The sequence below is a fragment of the Rhodoplanes azumiensis genome (genome assembly GCF_042682915.1).
In the GTDB taxonomy this organism is placed as follows: domain Bacteria; phylum Pseudomonadota; class Alphaproteobacteria; order Rhizobiales; family Xanthobacteraceae; genus Rhodoplanes; species Rhodoplanes azumiensis.
Genome location: NZ_JBHUIW010000016.1, coordinates 44,370 through 60,690 on the forward strand (window position 1 = coordinate 44,370; position 16,321 = coordinate 60,690).

General features: G+C 68.8%; 18 protein-coding genes and 1 tRNA gene. 5 read left to right on the forward strand and 14 right to left on the reverse strand.

The window, feature by feature from the left end:
- Window positions 1-58 precede the first annotated feature (58 nt).
- Window positions 59-664: a cold-shock protein gene (locus tag ACFSOX_RS14250; protein ID WP_378478475.1), complete on the reverse strand. Its 606-nt coding sequence runs from the start codon at window positions 662-664 to the stop codon at window positions 59-61.
- Between the two features lie 168 nt (window positions 665-832).
- Window positions 833-1,591 carry an SIR2 family NAD-dependent protein deacylase gene (locus tag ACFSOX_RS14255; protein ID WP_378478476.1) on the reverse strand — a complete coding sequence of 253 codons (759 nt, stop codon included), beginning with the start codon at window positions 1,589-1,591 and terminating at the stop codon, window positions 833-835.
- 59 nt (window positions 1,592-1,650) lie between these two features.
- Between ACFSOX_RS14255 and ACFSOX_RS14260 the strand changes: the two genes are divergently transcribed.
- From ACFSOX_RS14260 to ACFSOX_RS14280, 5 genes are all read left to right on the forward strand, one after another.
- Window positions 1,651-2,109, forward strand: coding sequence for a VOC family protein (locus ACFSOX_RS14260; protein ID WP_378478477.1), 459 nt, complete (start codon window positions 1,651-1,653; stop codon window positions 2,107-2,109).
- A gap of 327 nt (window positions 2,110-2,436) precedes the next feature.
- Window positions 2,437-2,512, forward strand: a tRNA-Glu gene (locus tag ACFSOX_RS14265).
- 485 nt (window positions 2,513-2,997) lie between these two features.
- Window positions 2,998-3,279 (forward strand): hypothetical protein, encoded by a 282-nt coding sequence (locus ACFSOX_RS14270; protein WP_378478478.1) that lies wholly within the window; start codon window positions 2,998-3,000, stop codon window positions 3,277-3,279.
- Between the two features lie 31 nt (window positions 3,280-3,310).
- Complete coding sequence (locus ACFSOX_RS14275; RefSeq protein ID WP_378478479.1) at window positions 3,311-3,583, forward strand: hypothetical protein; 273 nt, start codon at window positions 3,311-3,313, stop codon at window positions 3,581-3,583.
- Between the two features lie 77 nt (window positions 3,584-3,660).
- The gene (locus tag ACFSOX_RS14280; protein ID WP_378478480.1) at window positions 3,661-3,888 is read left to right on the forward strand and encodes a hypothetical protein; all 228 of its coding nucleotides are present in this window, start codon (window positions 3,661-3,663) and stop codon (window positions 3,886-3,888) included.
- A gap of 566 nt (window positions 3,889-4,454) precedes the next feature.
- Here ACFSOX_RS14280 and ACFSOX_RS23650 read toward each other — a convergent pair.
- The 12 genes from ACFSOX_RS23650 to ACFSOX_RS14335 all read right to left on the reverse strand — a co-directional run bounded on the left by ACFSOX_RS23650 (window position 4,455) and on the right by ACFSOX_RS14335 (window position 16,122).
- On the reverse strand, window positions 4,455-5,477 hold the full coding sequence (locus ACFSOX_RS23650) for a hypothetical protein (protein ID WP_465270122.1): 1,023 nt from the start codon (window positions 5,475-5,477) through the stop codon (window positions 4,455-4,457).
- Window positions 5,474-7,405 (reverse strand): phage tail tape measure protein, encoded by a 1,932-nt coding sequence (locus ACFSOX_RS14285; RefSeq protein ID WP_378478481.1) that lies wholly within the window; start codon window positions 7,403-7,405, stop codon window positions 5,474-5,476. Before ACFSOX_RS14285 ends, ACFSOX_RS23650 begins: the two co-directional genes overlap by 4 nt.
- 692 nt (window positions 7,406-8,097) lie before the next feature.
- Window positions 8,098-8,469: a hypothetical protein gene (locus ACFSOX_RS14290; RefSeq protein ID WP_378478482.1), complete on the reverse strand. Its 372-nt coding sequence runs from the start codon at window positions 8,467-8,469 to the stop codon at window positions 8,098-8,100.
- Window positions 8,469-9,659: a S49 family peptidase gene (locus ACFSOX_RS14295; protein WP_378478483.1), complete on the reverse strand. Its 1,191-nt coding sequence runs from the start codon at window positions 9,657-9,659 to the stop codon at window positions 8,469-8,471. Before ACFSOX_RS14295 ends, ACFSOX_RS14290 begins: the two co-directional genes overlap by 1 nt.
- Window positions 9,656-10,684, reverse strand: coding sequence for a hypothetical protein (locus ACFSOX_RS14300; protein ID WP_378478484.1), 1,029 nt, complete (start codon window positions 10,682-10,684; stop codon window positions 9,656-9,658). The genes ACFSOX_RS14295 and ACFSOX_RS14300 overlap by 4 nt, the downstream gene beginning before the upstream one ends.
- A gap of 61 nt (window positions 10,685-10,745) precedes the next feature.
- Window positions 10,746-11,120, reverse strand: coding sequence for a hypothetical protein (locus ACFSOX_RS14305; protein WP_378478485.1), 375 nt, complete (start codon window positions 11,118-11,120; stop codon window positions 10,746-10,748).
- A 4-nt stretch (window positions 11,121-11,124) separates the two neighbouring features.
- Complete coding sequence (locus ACFSOX_RS14310) at window positions 11,125-11,682, reverse strand: hypothetical protein (protein WP_378478486.1); 558 nt, start codon at window positions 11,680-11,682, stop codon at window positions 11,125-11,127.
- A 64-nt stretch (window positions 11,683-11,746) separates the two neighbouring features.
- Window positions 11,747-13,111, reverse strand: a complete 1,365-nt coding sequence (locus ACFSOX_RS14315; protein WP_378478487.1) for a hypothetical protein — start codon at window positions 13,109-13,111, stop codon at window positions 11,747-11,749.
- A 73-nt stretch (window positions 13,112-13,184) separates the two neighbouring features.
- On the reverse strand, window positions 13,185-13,493 hold the full coding sequence (locus ACFSOX_RS14320; protein WP_378478488.1) for a DUF6074 family protein: 309 nt from the start codon (window positions 13,491-13,493) through the stop codon (window positions 13,185-13,187).
- 56 nt (window positions 13,494-13,549) lie between these two features.
- Window positions 13,550-14,230 carry a hypothetical protein gene (locus ACFSOX_RS14325; protein ID WP_378478489.1) on the reverse strand — a complete coding sequence of 227 codons (681 nt, stop codon included), beginning with the start codon at window positions 14,228-14,230 and terminating at the stop codon, window positions 13,550-13,552.
- A gap of 91 nt (window positions 14,231-14,321) precedes the next feature.
- Window positions 14,322-14,540 carry a helix-turn-helix domain-containing protein gene (locus tag ACFSOX_RS14330; RefSeq protein ID WP_378478490.1) on the reverse strand — a complete coding sequence of 73 codons (219 nt, stop codon included), beginning with the start codon at window positions 14,538-14,540 and terminating at the stop codon, window positions 14,322-14,324.
- Window positions 14,541-14,811: 271 nt separating this feature from the next.
- Entirely contained in the window at window positions 14,812-16,122 is a 1,311-nt protein-coding gene (locus tag ACFSOX_RS14335; protein WP_378478491.1) for a tyrosine-type recombinase/integrase, read from the reverse strand.
- Window positions 16,123-16,321: the final 199 nt, after the last annotated feature.

Consider the following 16,321-nt stretch of genomic DNA (forward strand, 5'->3'; position numbering starts at 1 on the left):
TCAGGGCCCAGGGCAGGCCTGTGAAGCGGCTCGATCGGAAGCGGCAGCGGCGGCGAGATCAGTGGGAAGCGAGCGCGTGGGTGCCGCCGTCGGGCCGCACCTCGGCGGCCATCAGGCCCTTCGGTCCGGGGCCGAACCGCACCAGGACGGTCTGGCCGGGCCGCAGTTCGGTGAGACCGTACCGCCGCAGCGTCTCCATGTGGACGAAGATGTCCGGCGTGCCCTCGCCGCGCGTCAGGAAGCCGAAGCCGCGCAGCCGGTTGAACCACTTCACCACGGCCCGCTCGAGCCCGCTGGTCGGCGTCACCGTGACGTGGGTGCGGGGTGGCGGCATCTGGGCCGGGTGAACGGCCGTGGTTTCGTCCATCGAGACGATGCGGAACGCCTGGAAGCCCTTCGGCCGGGCCAGCGCCTCGCACACCACACGGGCGCCCTCGTAGGCGGTCTGGAAACCGTCGCGCCGCAGGCAGGTGACGTGAAGGAGGACATCGGGCAAGCCGTTGTCCGGAACGATGAAGCCGTATCCCTTGGCGACGTCGAACCACTTGATGACGCCGCTGATCTCCACGACCGCAGCCGTCGCGTCGTCGACGAAGTCGCCGATCGCCTCGTTCACGCCGTAGCTCGCGCTAGGCCCCTTCGCACCGAATTCGTCCGTGGCCATGAGGACGTACGCCGCCGCTTTTGGCGCCTCTTCTGGAGCGCTTCAACGAATCTCTTGAAAAAAGATATCCAGGCCGCCCGGGATGGGAAACAGGAAAATGAGTTTGTCGCAATCTGTGCGCTAAATCTGTGCACGACCGTGGCAACCGTGCACGGAAGCCGAGTCAAATCAATGTGAAACGAGCGGGGCTAGCACGTCTCCTATATCCGCGTGCACGACAAGGTCAGCGATCTCGTCGAACTCGGTCGGCTCTCGGTTCAGGATCACCAGCCGTGCGCCGTTGCGCTTGGCGAGCAGCGGGAACCCGGCCGCCGGCCAGACCACCAGCGACGAGCCGATGGCGAGGAAGAGATCGCAGCGAAGCGTCAGCTCCTCGGCGCGGCGCATCTCGGCCTCCGGCATCGCCTGACCGAACGACACGGTCGCGGTCTTGATGTGGCCACCGCACGCGCAGTCCGGTGCGTGGCCGGTCGCATCGAACCGCTCCCGCACCCAGGCGATCTCGTAGCGGGCCGCGCACGACAGGCAAAGCGCGTAGGTGGTGTTGCCGTGCAACTCGACGACGTCCTGTGCGGCGACGCCGGATGCCTGATGCAGATTGTCGATGTTCTGGGTCACGACGGCGGGCGCCCTGCCGGCGCGCCACAGGCTCGCGAGGGCATGGTGCCCGCGCCCCGGCTGTGCGGCGCCGAACTGCTCCTCCAGCGCGAAACGGCGCCGCCACGCCTCGTCGCGCATGGCGCGGCGCGCGACGAAATCGCGAAAGTCGATCGGCGCGTTCTTGGTCCACACGCCGCCGGGCGAGCGGAAGTCCGGAATCCCACATTCGGTGGAAATGCCGGCGCCCGTGAAGGGCAGCACGGCACGCGCTCCCTCGATCAGCGCGAGGAGCCTGCGGCGACCTGTCTCGACGTCCGTCGTGATCATATATGCATGCTCGGGCGGCCGGGCCGAACGCGCGGTCGCCGTCTGTCGAAGAGGACTTCATGCGATATCTGCATACGATGCTCCGGGTCCGCAACCTCGACGCCGCGCTCGACTTCTGGTGCGGCAAGCTCGGCCTGGTCGAGACGCACCGGACCGAGAGCGACACGGGCCGCTTCACCTTGGTGTTCCTGGCGGCTCCCGAGGACACGGGCGACGTCGCGGCGAGCCGCGCCAAGGGCCGCCCGGCCCCGCTCCTCGAGCTGACCTACAACTGGGACGGTGACGAGGACTACGCCGAGGCCCGCTATTTCGGCCACCTCGCCTTCGAGGTCGACGACATCTACGCGACCTGCGCCCGCCTGCAGGCCGCCGGCGTCGCCATCCTGCGGCCGCCGCGCGACGGCCAGATGGCGTTCGTCCGCTCGCCCGATCGCCAGTCGGTCGAGCTCCTGCAGAAGGGCGCCGCCAAGCCGCCGCAGGAGCCGTGGAGCTCGATGCCCAACACCGGGCACTGGTAGCCGCGGCGTCGCGGCGGCGACCTTGGCCGGCCGGGCTCCTCCACGCCCGCCGGCACCGACCGTCGCGTCCTCGCAGAGGCGACCGTCGCGCCGCGACGACGACCCGCGGCGCGGACGGGAACCGTCGCGGTGCCGACAGGGAGCCGAGTCGCGCAACGGCACGGCGACCGGCGGGCGGCACGAGCGACGCGGCCGGCCGCCCCGGCGGTCGCTTCGTGGCCACTTGCCGGCCCCTTCGCGGCCCCTTCGCGGCCCCTTGCCCGCCGCTTGCCGCCCGGCCGAAACGCCACTATACGTCTCGCCGCGTCGGCGCCCGCGCCGACCCCCGCGCCCATCGTCTAGCGGTCCAGGACGTCGCCCTTTCACGGCGAAAACAGGGGTTCGATCCCCCTTGGGCGCGCCAAAATAAACCAAGCAAAACATGACCTTGGCGTGTCAGGCAGTTCGCCGAAGGCGATTTGTCTAATATCCGTCGAATATCACTACCGCGGACGGCGATGGACACTGAAGCATCGTGGTGACCATCGATCCCTCGGTGGCCCGGCCTCGTTCGCGCCTCGTAGTCCCCCCCCGCCCCCGCCCGGTCCGGGCGCCACCAGGGCGAGCGGGTCGCGGCCCCTGCGGGGCACACCTCCCCGTCGGCTTCGCCTCCCACCGCCGCCCCTGGCGCCACCAGGGCGTCGCCGGGTCGGGTTCCGGCGCCACGCCCGACCAGGGCACCACCGCCCCGACCGGGCCACGGCCTCCGACGGAGGTTACGTTCACTCGCGGGTTATTTTCACCAGTCAACTTTACCTTAGTTTACTTAACCTATTTCGACGTTGCCATAGGGGTTTTTTGAAAATACCGTTTCGGTCACCTCGTTCACCAGACCCCGAAGGAGCGACCATGACCACCGCCCGCCCGACCGACCTCGCCGGCCTCATCCACAGCTACCGCCAGATCGACGCGGCCGTCGACACCCTCGACGACGCGCCGAGCGCCCTGCTCCAGGCGATCGAAGACGCCCTCCTGCACCTCGCGCTCGCCATTGCCGAAGCGCCGGTCTCGGACCCGATCAGCTTCCGCGAGAAGCTCGCCGTCGTCGGGCGTCACCCCTTCATGGGCAACGCCCGCGCCGTCGACCGCGTCACCAAGGCGATCCGTCGCGACCTCCTCGCGCTCGGCTGACCGCCGAGGTCTCAGCCTGTAGGGTTGCGCCATGGACCTCCGCCTTCGCCGAAGCGAAATCCCGGCCGGCACCCCGCTCGTGGACGACTATTGCGTCGTCCTCGACGGGCACACGATCGGCCGCATCATGAAGGTCCAGCGAGCCGGCGGCGCCGTGGCGTGGTTCTGGTCGCTCCTGCTCTTCCCGAGCAGCGCGGCCGACCGTGGCGACGCGCCGACCTTGGACGCCGCGAAGGCGGCATTCCGGGCTCGCGCGGAGAGGGTCTGGCCGTTCGATCCTCGGACCATGCGTCGGACGCTGTGACCCGACCGACATCAGCCTTGCGGCCCAGGTCAGGAGGCGCGACATCAGACCCGTCCGGAACCAACACGAGGTCGACCATGCTCCCGTTTCACCTCAAGCCGAAGCGCCTGTCTCCCGAAGAGCGCGAGGCCCGCAAGGTGGCGTGGCGAGCCGATCAGGCGTTCAGGGAACGTAGGCGATACGGCACACTCGGCGCGGGGAGCGAGTGCCGGCGGATCGACCCGCAGACGGGCGAAGTGGTCGGGATCGTCGAGCGCGACGAGGTGAAGCCGTCCGACGTGATCACGATCGCCGGCACCTTGTGACGCTCGCGCCGGGCGCCTATTCTGCGTCCGCGCTCGCACCGCGATGGGGTCTGATCAACTCCACAGCAACGCCGCGCCCTGGAGGCCCGGCTACGCGCCGGGCCTTTCCATTCCAGCCGCCTCGCCGAGATCGACGAAAACCTGATCCGGGGCGAGACCGGCCCGTCCGAACGCGCCCTCCTCACCGCAGAACGGAAACGGGTCTACGAGCTGAAGCACCCGGAGACGTCCTACAAGGCGCGACCGGGCCGGGCTGGGAAATCCTCCAAAGTTCGGACCAATTCTGAGCCAGCGCCGTCCTTCGTCGAGGACACCTCGAAGAAGACCGGGCGCTCCAAGTCGAGCGTCGCGGCCGACGCGACGCGGGCGAAGGAGCTCAAAGGCGACCTCGCGAAGACGGCGCGGACCTCGCTGGACAAGGGCGCCGAGCTGGATGCGCTGACTGACGCGAAAGGGCGGGAGGGTCTCACGGCCGGCAGCAGTGCATCCGTGCTGCCCGGCTCGTGAGGATGCGCCGCGAAGCAGCGCACCACCAATATGACGACGAGCTGGCGTGACGTCCAGGGTCAGGCCTCACCAACGTCTCGCCCTGCGGCGACCTGGACGACCCGCTCGCCTTCGTGATCAGCAAGAACCTGAAACGGAGACACCTCACCGAGAGCCAGCGCGCGATGGTGTTGGCCAGGATTGCCACGCTGCCGAAGGGGGCGAACCAGCATACCGCAATTGCGGCACCCTCCCAGGAGCAGGCCGCTGCGATGCTCAATGTGAGCGTGGATAGCGGCCAGCGTGCGAAGCGCGTGATCGAGAAGGGCGCCCCCGAGGTCGCGGCGGCGGTCGACGCTGGGAGGGTGAAGGTGTCGGCTGCGGCGGAGTTCGTGAAGCAGCCCGTCGCCGAAGACATCAAAACGAACGGCCAGCTCGACCCGATCATCACGATGGCTCTCGACGGCGAGACCGTCATCGTCGATGGCCGCAACCGCTTCGAAGCCTGCAAGCTCGCCGGCGTCGAGCCGAAGTTCGAAGACCTGGGCGACCGCGACCCGATCACGCTCGTGGCGTCGCGCGGGCAGCGGCGCAACGTGAGCAAGGGCCAGCAGGCCCTCGCGCTCGCGCTGCTCTACCCGGAGGGTGAGAAGGGTCGAGGGAAGAACTCCGCGGCCAGAAAAGCCCAACTGGGTTTGGGTTTTTCGTCGGAACTGATCCGTCAAGCGCGGATGGTGATCAGCGTAGCCCCCGACCTGATCGACGCTGTCCGCAACGGGCCCGACACGCTGAAGGACGCCTACGCCAAGGCGGTCGCCCGCAAGCGCGATGCCGAGAGCAAGGCCGAGCGTCTCGGTCGGTTGCGGAAGGGTGCGCCGGATCTCGCCGACCTCGTGGACGAGGAACGGCTGACGCTCGACGACGCCCTGGCCGCGATGGAGCGCCGGATCGCCGAGGAAGAGGCCGCCGAGGAGAACCGCCGCGAGACCTTGCTGCGGCTGTTCGTTAACGGGTGCTTCGCCGTCACGGCGTGGAAGGGTGACGGCAGCCTGCCCGCGCTGATCGAGAGGATGGGCGCGCCCGGAGGCGCGCCACCGGATCACCTCCTACCCGGGAAGTCATTCAGCGTGCCGGCGGCACCGCCCGAAGCGGGAGCGATCCGGGGTGTGATCGTGGGCGACACGACCATCCCGCTCGCCTTCATCAGACCGCCGAGGAGCTGCTGGACCTTGGAGATCGCCGCGTCGATCGACGACGTGTCCACGACCGGCGCCACGCGCGCCCCGTCGACCTTGTCCAAGGCCTGCCCAGCCTGCCCCGCCCGCTGCGTGATCTGGTCGAGCTTCCCGGGTGCGTCGCCCATGTCGACCACCGGCGGAGCGGCCGAGGTCTTCGGACCGACGCGGCCGGTCCGACGATCCCACAACTGCTTCTGCGCCTCCCGCTCCGAACGAGCGCGCTCCTCCTCGGCACGCCGCTTCTTCTCCGGACCCCAGAACCGGAGGTGGTCGTCCTGCTGCTCGCGGGAGCGCCTGTCCTGCTCGGTGACCGTGACCGGCAGCTTGTCGCGGAGCAGCCGCATCGTCTCGACCCTCATCTGCGCTTCTTGATGCGCGATCCGAGCCGCGGCGAGCCGCTCCTGCGCCGCCTTCAGGTTCGACCGTCCGAACGGACGGCCGGCGGCGGCGTCCTTCTCGGCCCCAGCGACGCGCCCCTCCTCGGTCCGGACAGCCATCTCGGCCTGCTTCGCCCGGACCTCGGCGAGCTTCAGCGCCTGCTCCTGCGCCTTCGCCCGAGCCGCATCGGTGCCGGACCATGGATGGTCCGTCCAGCTATCGACGAGGCGGTTCGTCTCGTTGGCGATGCCCTGCATGACGGACGAGGCGCCGAGCTTGTCCGCGAGGCGGCCCGCACTGCGCAAGAGGCTCTCCCACGCCGAGTTGAGGCGCTGCGTCGCCGCCGCCGCATCGTTGGTGACGTTCGAGAGGTCCTTGACGGTGGACCCCGGCGAGGTCGCGGCGATCTCGCGCGCGAGCTTCTGCCACTCGCCACGCGCCTGGATCATCGAGCGGATCGCCCGAGCAAACTCCTTGTCCTGCGCCAGCTTCGGCACCAGGGAAGCGTCTCCCTTCGTCGCGAGGTGGACGGCCTCCTCGAAGACTTCGAGCAGGTTCCGGCCCTCCTGGCGGCCCTTCTTGAACATCGCCTCCAGGTCGACACCCAGCTCCTTGAACTTCTTCTGCGTCTCGGCCATCTCCATCTTCTGGAACAGGTCCGACACGCTGGCGGCGGCCTCCTCCGAGGTGCCAGAGAACTTCCGGACGACCTGCATCAGCGCGACGATGGTCCGCAACCCCTCCTGACCCTTCAGCCCGGCCGCCGATGCGGCCGGCAGGATCGAGGGCAGATACCGGGCCATGTCCTTCAGCTCGAACATGCCAGCCTTGCCGCCCGCGACCATCGTGTCGAACGCCTGCTGCATCCCCTCGGCGCCGACCTTCATGTGCGACGCCGTGGCGTCCGCCGACTTCGCGATGTCCTCGACAGTCGCACCCGAAGCCTGGGCCGACCGGGCGACCGCCGGCAGGATCGCCAGCGCGTCCTTCAGCGTGCGCCCCTGCGCGACGAGCGTGTCGAGCCCACCGACCACGTCGTTGAGCGGCAGCGCGACCTCGTTCGAGAGCTTCACGAGGTCGCCGAGCACCCCTCCCATCTCGGCGCGGGTCGCGTTGGCCGTGTTCATCACGCGGGTGAGGTGGCGCTCGACGTCGGCATAGTCCCGGAAGCCGCGCGTGACGCTGCGGCCGAGCCCGTAGGCGCCGGCCGTGGCCGCGAGCCCCTTCAGGCCGAGACCGGGGGCGACGAGCGTTCCGGGCGCTCCCTGCCCTGCGACATGCGGGCCGCGGACGGTCGTCCCGTTGACGCTGCGCGCCGCGGTGCCGACCTGCTTCAGCGCGGCGGCGATCTGCTTCGCACCAGCCGACGCGAGGTCGCGGAGCCTGATGGTGATCTCGGCGGATCGACCAGCCATGTGTGGGGTCCTTTCGTGATCAGCGGTCGGCCGCCGCCCGGATGGCGGCGGCGGCGCGATGGCAGAGGGCGGCGAGCCGGCGCAGCACCAGGGCGAGGAGGCCGGCGGCGGGACCGAGGGTGTTGATGATCAGCATCGGGGGCCTCAATTCAGCGCACAGGGGCGATCAGCGAAACGAAACTCGAAAAAATCCGGACCTAAATACGCGGAAAGCCCGGACTGCCGCCGCCGCGCGGGGTCCGCTCCCCCTGGGACGGTCCCTAAACGCTCTGCGGCACCCCATGCCGCCCCTACGGCGAGCGGTGGTGCGAGGACAGCGCCGACCCTGCCTCGCATGGGTTCGCTCGCATCCTCGCATCGGTGCCCGCGGTACGGGCGGGGTGCGGTCGATCCCGTGCGGGCGGAGAGGAAGGGCGACGACCGTGCGGAGCACACGATCGTCGCCCGGCCATTCGGAGTGGGCGTCTGAAGGGGGATCGCTTCACCACACCGACGGCATCGCGACCGGGCCGGCGAGCCCGATCGTGATCGAAGAAGAAGCGGCCGGGCGTCGTCCAACAGCACCCGGCCGCTCGCGGCGGCGACTTGCATCTGCTCGCTCAAGGACGACGAGCCGGCCCTATCGCCACCGCCGACCGGCGGCACGCGGCGCCGGTCGAGAAGGTCGGCGGTGCGTGTCTGCACCGCCATCATCACGCAACGTCCGGCGGAGTGTCGGTGGTGCGCTTGGCGTCGCGCTTGGCGTTCGCCTTCGCCAGCGCCTCCGGCCAGCCCGTCTTTGCGCGCTCAGCCTCGAAGTCGATGAGAACGAGCCCGAGCGAGGTGTCTCCGGCGCGCTGGCCGATCACCGGCGCCGGGGTCTCGGTGGCAACCTCCAGCTTCGGCGCCACTGCGAACATCGCCGTGGCCTGCTCGACAGACACGGAGGTCTTGAAGGCGAGGTGGCGGGCGAGCTGCTCGCGGCCCGCCGCATCGGGGTGATCGAGGATGCCGGCGATCCGGGCGGTCGCCGCCTCGAAGCCCTCGGCACGCGCGCGATCGATGTCAGCCTGAGTGATGGTCATCAGCTCCTCCCTGCCCGTCGCTGGGCGTTCACCTCGGCGACCACGTCGTGCCAAGCGTTGGCCTCCGGCGTGGGGGCGACGTGGGGCTCGACCACCTCGACCGCTTCAGCGACCTCGCTCTCGTCGGCGCTGGCGGCGCTGATCCCGCCGAAGCGGCTGGAGTTGACGCGGGCCATCACCGGCCCCCAGGAGCTGCCGTTCGAGCTGTCGACGGCCTCCCCGGCGCGGGCGGTTCCGTCGTGGCGCGCATTCATGGTCGCCACGATGCTGTTCCAGGCACCCTTGTGCCCCCACGCGCTGGCGCTGTCGTCCCAGAGTTCGACGCCATCGCGATCATCCCGTTCGTCCAGCACCTCGTTCTTCGACGCGGGATTGAAGGACCTGATGACCTCCTCCAGGCTGGCGACCCGATCAGCCAGACCGGCGACGATGGCTTCGCGCTCCCCGGTCTGCGGGTTCAGCGCGCGGTAGACCTGCGCCTCGGTCGCGAGCGCCGCCTTCTCGGTCAACTGCGAGCCGCGCCCGGAGGCAACGTCGCGGGCGAACATCAGCCGGAGATCGTCGACCTCGGTCTGGATGCGCTTCCGCACGTCGGCCGGCAGGGGTCCGAACGGGTGCCCGTCGACCTTGTGCTCACCGGAGCTGATCAGGGAGACGTTCACGCCCGCATCGTCCAGGGCCTTCGACAGGTCCATGTGCATCGTGTAGACGCCGATGGAGCCGACCTGAGCCAGATCGTCGGCGAGCACGATCTCGTTCGCCTGAGACGCCAGCCAGTAACCGGCCGACATAGCCATACCGGAGACGTGGGCGATCACCCGCTTCTCCGCACGAGCGGCCCGGATCGCTTCGACCGCCCTGAGGATGCCGCTCACCGTGCCGCCGGGAGAGTTGATCGCGAGGACGATCGCACGGACCTTGGCGTCGGCGACGGCACGGTTCACCGCGCCGGCGATTTCGTCGTAGGACGAGACACCGCATTCCGCGCACGAAATGAGATATCCATAGACCGGGATCACGGCGACGCCGCCGGTGACGTAGACGCTCCGCAGAGGCGTTCTCGCCCCACCGTTCTCCTGGGGCTCCGACATGAACGCCTGCTCGGCCTTGATGACCGCAGAGCAGAGGCCGGCAAAGTGCAGCTCGTCGACCAGCAACGGCCGGCGGGCGAGCGAGGGGGGGATGATCATCCGATAGCTCCAGTCTCGATGGTGATCTGAAGGACCGCCTGGGGCGAGGCGTCCGGGCGGCGCTCGAAGCTCCCCCCGCCCGCTTCGATGTGACGGATCAGAAGCTCCTCCTCGAACTCCGTCGCGAGCCGGTCGCCCTCGTTCTCGGCGAGAGCGGCGTTCCGCTGCTCGTCGGTGAGCGCGTTCGCGTCGTCGGCGATCGCGTCGACCTCGGAGAGGAGCTTCTTCACGAGCGCGTCCCGGTGCAGCCACGCCGTCAATGCGAGCGGGTCGAACTCGACCGTGTGCAGCCGGGTCGGCCAGTCGATCAGCGATCGATTGACCTCGATCGCGCCATCGACGACCGGAGCCCCGCGCTCGGCGAGCCGGTCGATCTCGGCGACGATCAGCTCCTTCGCGACCTTGCTCGGCCGCGGCGCGCTCGTGACGCGGTGGCGATTGGCCTCCAGCACACGGAGGTGGCGACGCCGCGTCTCCACTGCGGTGGCGAAGTCGCCGTTCTTGACCTTGGGGAACTCGACCTCATGGTCGAAGACCCGGACATCGGGCGGCAGCTCCCCGATGAAAGTCTCGATGCCGCGAACGAGCCGGCTCAACCGGCTCCTGGCCTCCGACAGCGCCTCGCTGCGTTTGCTGATGTTCTCGTAGTCCGCAGCGGCCCGCGCGAGTTCGCGCTCGGCCTGAGCAGCGGAGACCGGCTTGGGTCGCCCCTCCCGCTCGTTCTTCTCGATCGCGGGCTTCATGAAAATCTCGAAGCTCGACCGCAGCTTCCCGTGCCGCTCGCGCGCCTCGTGCCGCTTGCTGTTCGTTTCGGAGGACGCGGCACGGGCGATCTCGAGACGCTCACGGAGGCCGTGGAGGTGCTCCCGCGCCCGCGGGGGCAGGCGATCGGCGACGTCGCGCTCCTCGCTGGTCAGACTGTCGGGCGACATGCCCTTCGGGTCCAGGTCCACGATGGAGCACCCGATGGTCTGCACCCTCGGGGCAAAGTGCTGGTTGGCGGGATGGTCGAACAGATTGGGCATGCTCACATCCTTTCGGACCTACTCTCGGTCGACGTGTTGGCCAATAAAAGCACCGACGTGATCAGTTCGAGAGCGAGCGTCTGATCGACCGCGGCGAGGGAACGAAGTCGCGGAGGCGAAGGATCGACCACGCGATCTCTGTCGGCCGGCCGAGGTGACGAGCGGGCACCGTGTCGTCGGTCCGCTCGCGCTGCCACGCCGAGGAGCGATAGCGGCCGAGGTCGCGCGCGATCAGCTCCGCGGCGGCATGCGCCGACAGCTCCGGGTGGTGCTGGCGGTGCCAGACCCGGAACAACCTGTCGCGCTCGACGAGACCGTGATCCGGCGGTCGACCGCGACCACGCGCCGGTGCAACAGCCGGCACGATCGGCGCCACTCCGATCGTGACTTCTTCGACGTCGAGCAGATCGAGGAGGTCGAGCTGAGCGATGCACATCCGTTCACGCAGCCGCTTCGTCGATGGTGTCGTCGAAACCGTCCTCCGCCGGCGGCAGCGGCGGCGCGTCGGGATCGAACTGGTCGCGGATGCTGTCGACGTCATCCCGCAGCAGGTCGAGCTTCAGAAGCTCGGCGTCGAGCTTGTCGAGGCGCGCCTCGGCGTCGCGACAGGCCGCGAGGATGGCAGCCGGCGGCGGGCGCCTCGTCTCGGTCCTCAGCAGCGTGTTCAGCGCGATCGCGAGTGCCGCCGGGCTGGTGGCGACGCTCTCGCCCATGCCGAGCAAGGCCCCGGCGTCGAGCCCGGTCAGCATGCCGACCACCGCGTCGAGCCAGAGTGCCGTCCGATCGGACGCCTCGACGCCGAGGTGGTCGAGGAACCCGACGAGCGCCTCGGTCGCGGCCTCTGCCGTCAGCGTCGCGGTTCGGAGGTCGTCGACCGTGCCGCGGGCAGCGGCGAGCTGCCGATAGTCGGGGAGCATGGCGTCGAGCCGCCGGGCTTCCGCGAGGCTCGCCCTCGCGATCGGCAGGCGCCGGCCGGCGAGGTGGCGGACCTCCGTCACGAGGCTGGCGACGGACGCGACGTTCGCGGCCTGTGCGAGGACGAGAGCCCGGCCGGAAGCCGGGTCAGAGCTTCTGTCGTGCGGCATACTTCTCACTCACCTTCCGGCGCATGTCGTCGAAGGTCCACGGGCGGCCGGTGTCGGGGTTGATGTTCTTCGGCTGGGCGGCCGGCTCCTCACGGAAGCGCGGCTCGCGCGCGTCCGTGAATTCGGAACCATCGGGGTTCAGGACGATGTGCCGGGTGCCGGCCCGCGCGCCTTCGGGCGCGCGCGGGAGCACCAGTTCGAGGATCGACGGGTTCGGTTCCGGCTCGGCGAGCTGGACATCTTCGAAGGTGTCGGTTTCCTCGTCCTTCACTTCGTGCTGCGCGGGCGCGCCTTCGGGCGCGCCGACCGCAATCGTGTTGGTCTCGTCGAGCGACAGGGTGACGCTGTAGGGCGGAGAGGCCCACCACCGACCAGCGTGCGACCCGTAGTTATAAGAATACGCTGCGCACGCGGCGTCCCGAGCGGTGCGCACGCCCTCCTCGTTATAGGCGTCCGGAGCGGTGCGCACGCTGTCGGCGTTATAGGAGTAAGTGCCCGTATTCACGCCGGTTTCGACGCTCCCGACCTCGGTCGCGGGATCGCTGCTCTTCGCCGCGTTCGGGGCCTTGTTACGGTAACAGGCCGTGTTCGCGGCGGTCAGCTCGGTGTCCGCGACCCGCCGGACCTCGGCCGGCTGGCCGATCTTCCCGGTCCGGATGTCGACCAGCCCGACCCGCACCAGCTCGCGGGCCGCCCGCCAGACCGCCATGTGCTTCGCGGCCGGCGAGAGCCCGCCGACTTCACCCTCGGTCCACGACCGCTCGACCTCGGGCAGCTTCATCCAGCGCCCGGATGCCAGCCGATCGAAGAGGCTCGCGGCCCGCGGCGACAGGTCCAGGCGGGCGAGCACCTTGCCGCGCCGTTCGGCGGCGTCCTGCTTCCGCTCGCGCCGGCGCGCCCGCTGCCGCGCCGCGTGCCGTTCCTTCCGCCGGCGCGCGCGCTCGGCCGGTCCGCAGTCGATCGCGCCGATGGTGGTGATGCCGAGCTTCTGGCGCTCCTCGTAGGTCAGACCGAGCCGCTCGGCGACCTCGTCGGCGGTTCCGATGCTGTCGGTGCCGGCGGCCTTCTCGACCAGCGTTGCGGCTTCCTCTGCACTCGCCCAGGGCGCCCACCGCCGGACGAACGACGGTGCGACCTGGTGGCCGTTGCTGAACCGGAGGACGTGGACGAGCAGCACGTCGAGATCGTCGCGACCGGCGTCGTCATCCGGCAGTACCGCAACGTACCGATGCCGGAACACGCGCTCGATCTCCGGCACGCGGAGCGCAGAGACGCCGGTGGTCTCGTTGCTGCTGAAGCGCCTCCGCTTCGAGGGTTGACGAACGGTGGTCTGTTTGGTCATAGATGGGGCTCCACAGTGTTTCGACTTCCGCGGCCGCGCCTCCACCAAGGCGCGGCCGTTCTTCATTTCAGGTCTATGTGCTGGTGTTCGCCGAGCCGGGCCTCGGGGCAGCACCTCCGGACCTGCGGCTCGCCGCCCTGATGGTCTCGTCGTAGACGGCGAACATCCACGGTCGGAGAGCCGCCTCGATCTCCTGCTCGGTCGCGCCCCGCGCCAGCATGGCCTTGCGGCGCGCCATCAGCTCCTCGGCGATCCCGTTGACCGCGTCATAGGGCGACCCATCAGCCAGGGTCTTCGCGAACGCCTTCACGTCGCCCTGGCAGCGGGACGGCGGGAAGGTCAGGATGCGCGGGCCTCGTTCGTGCTCGTTCATGCTCGTCATTGTCGGTGTCCTTCTGCGGAAGGTCTTCGGATCGTCTTCTCGCTTCACGCGGCGAACTACGCGAAAGCGCCCAGCTCTTCACTGGTGATTATCGGGAGCGTCACGGTCGCCGGGTTGCTGACGTCCATGAACTCGGTTCCGCTGGTGCCGAACGGGCCGGGGGTCTTCAGGTCGTAACGCCGGACGGTCGCGCCCGAGAGGTTGCGGCTCTTCAGCTCGTAGGCGATCGCCTCCCTTTTGACCGGGCGACGGCTGCAATCGACGCCGTTGGCGAACGGGTCGCTCTGCGGCCCATTCGAGAGCGCGTAGTGGGTGAAGCCGTCCGGCCTCGGATCGAGCCACATGAGGTCGATCCAGGTCTTGCCGGTCGTGCGCCAGATCATGCACGGACCCTCGTCCAGCAAGTCGGCCAGCGAGGCGTAGACGTGGCCGAGGTCGGCGATCGCGGCGAGCGCGGCGCGAACGCTCAAAACGGCAACGGTGTTACCGTTTTGACGCTGCTCCAGCAGTGGCCAGTGCTGAGCCAGCCGCATGTAGTGGCGCGCCGTGCGCGGATTGAGCCCGCAGCTCTCCACGAACGGAGCGAAGTCACCGTGGAGCAGGCGCTCCTTCGCCCTGATGAGAGCCTTGCCCGCTTTGACCGCGTGGCCCAGGGCGAGCCCGATGGCGATCGTCGCCTGCTGAGCGTTCTCCGTCACCTTGCGCCGGAGATCTTCGATTTCCGTGTTGCTTCGCATTTTTCTTTCTCCAGTCTGTTCAGAACGAAGAAAGGGCACCGCTCTCGCGGCGCCCTCTCGTGGGCTTTGGATTTTTGATGTTTGAGGGCGGTCAGGTGGCCTCGCCGCCGACGATGCGGCGGCGGATGTACTCGTCGACGCTGGACGCGACGAAGCGGCGGCTCTTTCCGATCTTCACCGTCTGGAAGGCGTTCTGCGACAGCAGTTTGTACAGGGTGCCTTGCGACACGTTCAGCCGCTCGCGCGTCTCGCGGGGCGTCAGGAGCTTGATCGGATTGCTGGTGCTGGTGGTCGAGGCCGCGGCGTTCATCGGCTCTTCTCCTAGAGATTGAATTGCTAAAGTATACCGCGAACGACCGCGCACTGTAAGGGGCGATTGCTGTCTACTCAGATGCGGCGCCGAACGACGGAAGCAATTGCGCTGCAAGCGTTTTAAAAACTGATCAGGACGTTCAGCGCATCACGTAGGAGATATCAACAGGCTTCTTTTGCTTGGGCACTACGTCCGAGACAATCCACGCGACAGAAAATGCCCGGCCGAGGTCGGGCACGAGACGAGAGTACGAGCATCCTCAGGTGTTCTACTTCTTCCGCCGCCTTGGTCGCAGCGGCACGACATCCGCCGGCGCCGCGACCAGCGGCACCACGGCCGCGCTGGCGAGGTCATCCAGAGCATCCACGATGAACGCCGAGTAGTGGCGTTCGATCATTGCGGACGACGTGTCGTGAAGCGCCGCGACCAGACGGACCGGCAGGCCGGCGCGCAGCCCGCGCACGATCGAGGAGTGGCGCAGCGCATAGGGCACGGTGCCCTCGGCGAGTTCAGCCTTCTCGCGGATGGTCACCCACGGTCTCGTCAGCTCGGCAGCCACCGACCAAGGCCCCCGGCGATCCCGAACCCAGGTGATGCCGACCTGCTTCGATCTCCACCGCTCCAGCAGTGGCGCGCTGCTCGGTCTGCCTGTCGTGACGGGGGCCAGCGCATCGAGCACATCCCGCCCGACCCGGACGGCGACCCTGGACCGAGCCTTCGCGCCTCGTCCCTTGTGGGAGGTGGGCACGAGGATGCGGTTCTCAACGACGTCCCCGACGGTGCAGCGGATCACCTGCGACATGCGAGCCCCCGTCGCCGCAAGGATAAGCACGAGGCGGTGCAGGTCCCCTTCCCACCCCTGCTCCCGGTCGACCTCCTCGGCGGCCCGGATGATGGCCCGAACCTCTTCGTCGCTGAGCACCTGCGCCTCGCGAGCGACCGTAGCAACCGCCTCCGTCACGGCGAGCCCGTTCTTGATCACCACGGCGATGTGCGGCGGTAGGCGATCCCGGTGGACGCGCGCCGCCCGGTTCAAGGCGGCCTTCAGGTCGTTCACAGTTCGGCGGATGGTGCCATGGGCGAGGTCGCTGGGCGCCGTGTTCCGCCAGAGGGTCAGATCGCGTTCGGTCAAGGTGTGCAGCGTGATGTCGCCGAGCGGCTTCGCCACGACATGTCGCGTCAGCCTGGACCGGGCGTCGCGCTTCTTGTCGGCGGTCCGGCGCTCGCGCTCGTCAAGGTACTCTTCGATCGCCGCGGCGACAGTCAGGGGCGGTCCGGCGGCGGCAGCCGCCTCGTCGGCCCGATGCCGCGCCACGACCTCCCGGACCCGAATGACCGCCTGAGCATAGGTGAGGACGCCCTCCCCGTCCGCCGGCATGGCGTCGTCCGCGGTTCCGAGCACCTCCTGCTGATAGCCGCCCGACCGGGTTCGCCACCGGGCGACCCAGCGACCGCCTCGGACGCCTTTCCGGTAACCGACATGCACGTCGGGATCGACCGCCCGCCAGTGCATTCCGGGGGTGAGGCGGGATCGAGCCGAGGGAGTTGTGACGGGGCTCTCGACCAGGGTGCGCGGCACTGCTCGCCCTCCAATTTGTCTAATATTCGTCAAATATCCCGGCGTGTACGACCACGCACAACCATAGACGCTCGGCCTCGGTTCCTCAACGAAAACAAAGACAACCGTGAACAAGGGCGAAACAATCGAAGGGCGTTTTCGCAACCCTTTCACGGCGAAAACAGGGGTTCGATTCCCCTTGGGCGCGCCAGTTCGGGAC